This window comes from Gryllotalpicola sp. CP2-P1 (assembly GCF_057512245.1).
Window position 1 is genome coordinate 1 of record NZ_JBLRDT010000174.1, and the last position, 5,203, is coordinate 5,203.

At 69.4% G+C, this 5,203-nt stretch carries 4 protein-coding genes and 1 tRNA gene; all 5 read right to left on the reverse strand.

The genetic code is table 11. The annotated features are described in order from the left end of the window. The coding region (locus tag ACM2XV_RS11945) for an LCP family protein (protein ID WP_487027078.1) at positions 1–1,088 on the reverse strand (1,088 nt) is incomplete at its 3' end. A gap of 176 nt (positions 1,089–1,264) precedes the next feature. Further along, positions 1,265–1,352 (reverse strand) — tRNA-Ser (locus tag ACM2XV_RS11950). Between the two features lie 40 nt (positions 1,353–1,392). Beyond that, positions 1,393–2,718 carry an LCP family protein gene (locus tag ACM2XV_RS11955; RefSeq protein WP_344772818.1) on the reverse strand — a complete coding sequence of 442 codons (1,326 nt, stop codon included), beginning with the start codon at positions 2,716–2,718 and terminating at the stop codon, positions 1,393–1,395. Positions 2,719–2,890: 172 nt separating this feature from the next. Then, positions 2,891–3,697: an HAD family hydrolase gene (locus ACM2XV_RS11960; RefSeq protein WP_344772820.1), complete on the reverse strand. Its 807-nt coding sequence runs from the start codon at positions 3,695–3,697 to the stop codon at positions 2,891–2,893. Beyond that, positions 3,694–4,968 (reverse strand): serine--tRNA ligase, encoded by a 1,275-nt coding sequence (gene serS / locus ACM2XV_RS11965; protein ID WP_487027079.1) that lies wholly within the window; start codon positions 4,966–4,968, stop codon positions 3,694–3,696. Before serS ends, ACM2XV_RS11960 begins: the two co-directional genes overlap by 4 nt. Positions 4,969–5,203 lie beyond the last annotated feature (235 nt).

A 5,203-nucleotide genomic window follows, 5' to 3' on the forward strand; every position in this document is an offset into this window, starting at 1 on the left:
CCGGTGGAGGCCGACAGCACCACCGGCTGGTCGTCTTGAATCGCCTTCGCGAGCACCGAGGCCCCGTACTCGTCGGCGACCACGCGGTTGGCGTTCGTCGGGTCGCTCACCACGGGGAACTGCACGAAGGTGATCTGCGACAGCGGAATGCTCTTGAGCGCGACCGCCATGCCGACCAGCGTCTTCGTGTCGCCCATGGTGTCGGACAGCGTCATGTTCTGCGTCGCCGCCTCGGCCAGCTGATAGAGCCTGATCGGATTGCTGAGCGTGCCGGCCGAGGTGATGGTGCGCAGCAGCGACGACAGGAAGTTCTGTTGGTTGCTGATGCGCGCGAGGTCGCTGCCGTCGTCGACGCCGTGCCGCGACCGCAGGAACGCGAGGGCGTCCTGCCCCTTGATCGAGGTCGTGCCCGCCGGCAGGTGCAGACCGACATAGGGGTCGTTGATCGGCGTCGCGAGGCACACCGGCACGCCGCCGACCGCGTCGGACATCGCAGCGACGCCGTCGAAGCTGATCTCTGCCGCGTAGTTGATGTCGTCGATGCCGAGCAGCTTCTCGATCGTGAGCACGGGGCACGACAAGCCGCCGTAGGTGAGCGCCGTGTTCAGCATCTGCGCCGACATCGAGCTGTACCAGCCACCGCTCGAACTCGGGCACGACGGGATGGCGAGGACCAGATCGCGCGGGAAGCTGACTACCGTCGCCGCGGTATGCGCCGCGTTGACATGCAGCAGCATCGTCACGTCGTTGTTGCCGACGCCGCTCGACGCCTGCTGGTCGGCCTTGTTCTGGAACTGTGCACCCTGGCCGGTGCGGGTGTCGGTGCCGACGAGCAGCACGTTGAACTCGCCCTCGAGCGCCGTGGCCGCGGGCTGAATCGACTTCTTCACCGGCGGCGCGGTCTGGCCCGCGCTCTTCTGCTGGACCAGGTGGACCTGCGAGTTGTCCTGGATGTTGCGGTTCACATCGGCGAAGGCGAGCGCGGCGATGCCGAGCGAGCTGACGAGGGCGACGCTGACGACGGATGCCGCGATCTTGCCTGCGAAGGCGAGAGGATGCCGCGCGGCGGCGCGTGCATGCCGCAACACATTCCCACGCCGCGACTCGCTCACTCGCACCCCACAAGATCTGCGCCGGGAAGGCGGCGCCCCGTGGTCATTATGTCCCACGTCAATAGGTGCCCGTGATGCCGTGGGTTTCAACGGGGTAACGGATGCTTCCCCTGATCGGGGGGCAGAACGCGCCGTCTCGCGTCAGATCGCACTGGCGGATGCGGAGGGATTTGAACCCCCGGACGATTGCTCGTCAGCGGTTTTCAAGACCGCCGCATTAGGCCGCTCTGCCACGCATCCGGGTCGAGTCTACCCAGGCCGCAGACCCGGGAATCGCGGGTCACTTCCCGAACGGACGCGAGCAGGTGTAGTCGCTCGCCGACTGCCCGTGCACCTGATCGGGCAGAGCGACCGTGCTGCCGCCCGAGCCCGATGCCTGCGTCGACCCGCTGCTCGCAGTCGTGCTCGGTGTCGAGGTGGGGGTCGACGTCGGCGTCGAGCCGGGCGTCGACGACGACGAAGAGGAAGGAGAGGAGGATGCGTGCGACGGGTCCTGCACAGAGCCGACGCCGGTCGTCCCGGTCACCTGCACCGCCTCGTCGTGCTGCAGCGCCGTGAGCAGCGCCTGCTCGCCGACCGGGTCGGGCGCGACGGCACCGCCGCCCTGCACGTAGTTCGTGGGGAACTGCACGAAGACGATGTTCGCGAGGTCGGCGCCCTTGAGCGCCACGGCCATCGACGCCAGGGTCTGCACGTTCGACAGCGAGGTCGACAGCTGCATGTTCGACGCGGCGGCCTTGGCGAGCGAATACACCTTCACCGGGTTGCCGAGGGTGTCGGCCGACTTGATGGTGCGCACGAGCGATGACAGGAACACCTGCTGGTTGCTGATGCGGCCGAGGTCGGAGCCGTCGCCGACGCCGTGCCGCGTGCGCAGGAACGCGAGCGCCTGCTGGCCCTGGATCGTGCTGTTGCCTGCGGGCAGGTTGAGGCCGGTGTACGGGTCGTCGATCGGGCCGGAAAGACACACCGGCACTCCGCCGACGGCGTTCGACATGTCGACGACGCCGTCGAACTGGATGACCGCGGCGTACGGGATAGACAGGCCGGTGAGGTTCTCGACCGTCAGCACGGTGCAGGCGAGGCCGCCGTATTCGAGCGACACGTTGATCTTCTGCGAGCTCATCGCCGAGTAGCTGCCGCCGTCGGGGTTCGGGCAGGACGGGATCGGCACGAGCATGTCGCGCGGGAAGCTCACGACGGTGATGTGCTGGTGGTCGGCCGAGACGTGCATGAGCATCGTCACGTCGTTGAGGTTCTCGCCGCGCTTGCCGTAGGCGGCGTTGCCGTCGCCCGAGTCGGAGCCGGCGAGAAGCACATTGAAGGACCCCTGCAGAGCTGCGATGCCCTGCTTCTGCGTCACTTCCTTGTGCGTGGTCGGGTTCACGAGCACCACGGCGGGCTTCGTCGACGTGACGACGTCGCCGACCGCCATGCTCGCGAGCGAGAAGGCGCTCACCGAGGCGACGACCCCGATTCCGGCGAGGATCTTCCCGAGCGCGGCGAACGGATGCCTGCGCTTCAGCCGCCCGTGGCGGGCGATCGAGGTGGGGCGGCCGGGGCGACCGTGCCGCGGGCGCAGGGGTGCGTTCGTGGGCTCGGTCATCACGTCCTCTCGACGGGGGCATCGGTCGGGCGCGCGGGGGCGCGCGGGTGCACACCGCGAAGGGGGCGCGGGGCGCACGAGATCTCCACCTAATCAGACCAGGCCTGGCAACGCATTCAGGAAGAGGCTGAGCCCGAGCGGCGCGAGCGCACTCAGAGCGGCCCGAGCACGCTCAGAGGGTCGCGAGCACCTTCGCGAGGCCGTCGTCGTCGACCGTTCCCGTGACCTCGCTCGCAACCGCCTTCAGCTCGTCGGGCGCCTGGCCCATGGCGATCGCGCGACCGCCGCCGGCGACGGCCCACTCGAACATCTCGAGATCGTTGCGGCCGTCACCCGCGACGAGGACGTCCTGGCCGGGAATCCCCAGCTCTTCACGAACGCGTGCGAGCGCCGTGCCCTTGTTGACGCCCATGGGCGCGATGTCGAGCCACGAGGTCCAGCCGATCGAGTATGAGACCTTGTTGAGACCCATGCCGCGCACGATGTCGAGGAACTCCTCGGTGTCGAGCTCGGGGGCGACGACGACCACGCGGCTCGCGGGGAACCCGGCCAGCTCGTCGAAGTCGACCTGCTCGGCGTTGCTGAGCTCCCAGTCGGTCATGCCCTCGGTGTAGCGGCGGAAGCCCGTCGCGTCTTCGACCATGTAGCTGCCGCGCGGCAGGTGCCCGCGGATGGTGTGCAGCACCTGGCTCGGGTCGAAGGTCTCGACCCACTCGCGGCGGTACCCGCTCGGCTCGGCCGTGTCGCGCTGCATCACGAGCGCGCCGTTGGCGCAGACGACGTATTCCGGGGTCAGCCCGAAGTGCTCGAGGATCGGCGCCGCGGTCTCCCAGCTGCGGCCGGTGGCCAGGGTCACCTCGTGGCCGAGCTGCTGCATGCGCAGGACCTGCGTGCGGACCGCCTCGGAGATCGTCTCGTCGAGGCGGATGAGCGTGCCGTCGACGTCGAGGCCGATGAGCAGACGGTGCCCGTCGCTCATGCGATCGGTGTGAGCGTCTCGAGCCCGCCGAGGTAGGGGCGCAGCGCCTCGGGCACCCGCACCGAGCCGTCGGCCTGCTGGTGGGTCTCGAGGATCGCGACGATCCAGCGCGTGGTCGCGAGCGTGCCGTTCAGCGTCGCGACCGCGGCCGTCTTGCTGCCGGATTCCTCGCCGGGGCGATAGCGGATGCCCAGCCGGCGCGCCTGGAAGGTGGTGCAGTTCGAGGTCGACGTCAGCTCGCGGTAGGTGCCCTGCGTGGGCACCCACGCCTCGACGTCGTACTTGCGGGCCGCGCTCGAGCCGAGGTCGCCGGCTGCGGTGTCGATGACGCGGTAGCTCAGCTCGAGCGCCGCCATCATCTCCTCCTGCCAGCCGAGCAGTCGGGCGTGCTCGGCCTCGGCGTCCTCCGGCTTCGCGTAGACGAACATCTCGAGCTTGTTGAACTGGTGCACGCGGATGATTCCGCGGGTGTCCTTCCCGGCCGAGCCCGCCTCGCGCCGGTAGCAGGTCGACCAGCCGGCGTAGCGCAGCGGGCCGGAATCGAGGTCGAGGATCTCGTCGGAGTGGTAGCCCGCGAGCGCCACCTCGCTCGTGCCGGTGAGATAGAGGTCGTCGGCCTCGAGGCGGTAGATCTCGTCGGCGTGCGCGCCGAGGAATCCGGTGCCCTGCATGATCTCGGGCTTGACCAGGGTCGGCGTGATGAGCGGCGTGAAGCCGTTCGCCAGCGCCTTGTCGAGCGCCATGTTCATGATGGCGAGCTCGAGCCGGGCGCCGATGCCGCGCAGGAAGTCGAAGCGCGCGCCGGAGACCTTGGCGCCGCGCGCCATGTCGATCGCGCCGAGCAGCTCGCCGAGCTCGAGGTGGTCGCGCGGCTCGAAGTCGAAGCTCGGGATCTCGCCGACCGTCTTGATGACGACGTAGTCGTCCTCGCCGCCGGTGGGCACGCCGTCGACGATGACGTTGCCGAGCTTGCGCACGGCTGCCTCGAAGGCGGCCTCGGCCTCGGTGACGGCGGCCTGCGCGGCCTTGACGCGCGCGGCCAGCTGCTGCGCCTGGGCGACGAGCGCCTGCTTCTCGTCTTTGGGCGCCTTCGCGACGAGCTTGCCGTGGGCGTTCTGCTCGGCGCGCAGCGACTCGAACTCGGCGATGGCGCTGCGGCGCTGCTGGTCGGCGGCGAGCGCTGCATCGACCGTGTCGGGCGACTCGCCCCTGGCCACCTGCGAAGCTCTGACGACGTCGGGATTCTCGCGCAGCAGAACGGGGTCGATCACGCGATCAGTCTAGGGCGGGGCGCACGGCGGCCACGTCGCGTGATCGCGCGCGATCGGCGGGGTACCTTGATCCAATGAGCGACCCAGCGCCCGAACTCGCGCGCGCGAGCGACGCGGCTCCCGCTGTGAACACCGTCGCCGCGGTGGTCAACCCGATCAAGGGCGACGTCGCGCGCGTGCGCCAGGCGATCTCGCGCCACGCGTACTCGACGGGCGCGGGCAAGCCGCTGTGGTT

Excerpts from the sequence above, each read along its gene's own strand:
- ACM2XV_RS11960 (WP_344772820.1), bottom strand. The coding sequence starts at position 3,697 with ATGAGCGACGGGCACCGTCTGCTCATCGGCCTCGACGTCGACGGCACG.
- ACM2XV_RS11955 (WP_344772818.1), bottom strand. The coding sequence starts at position 2,718 with ATGACCGAGCCCACGAACGCACCCCTGCGCCCGCGGCACGGTCGCCCC.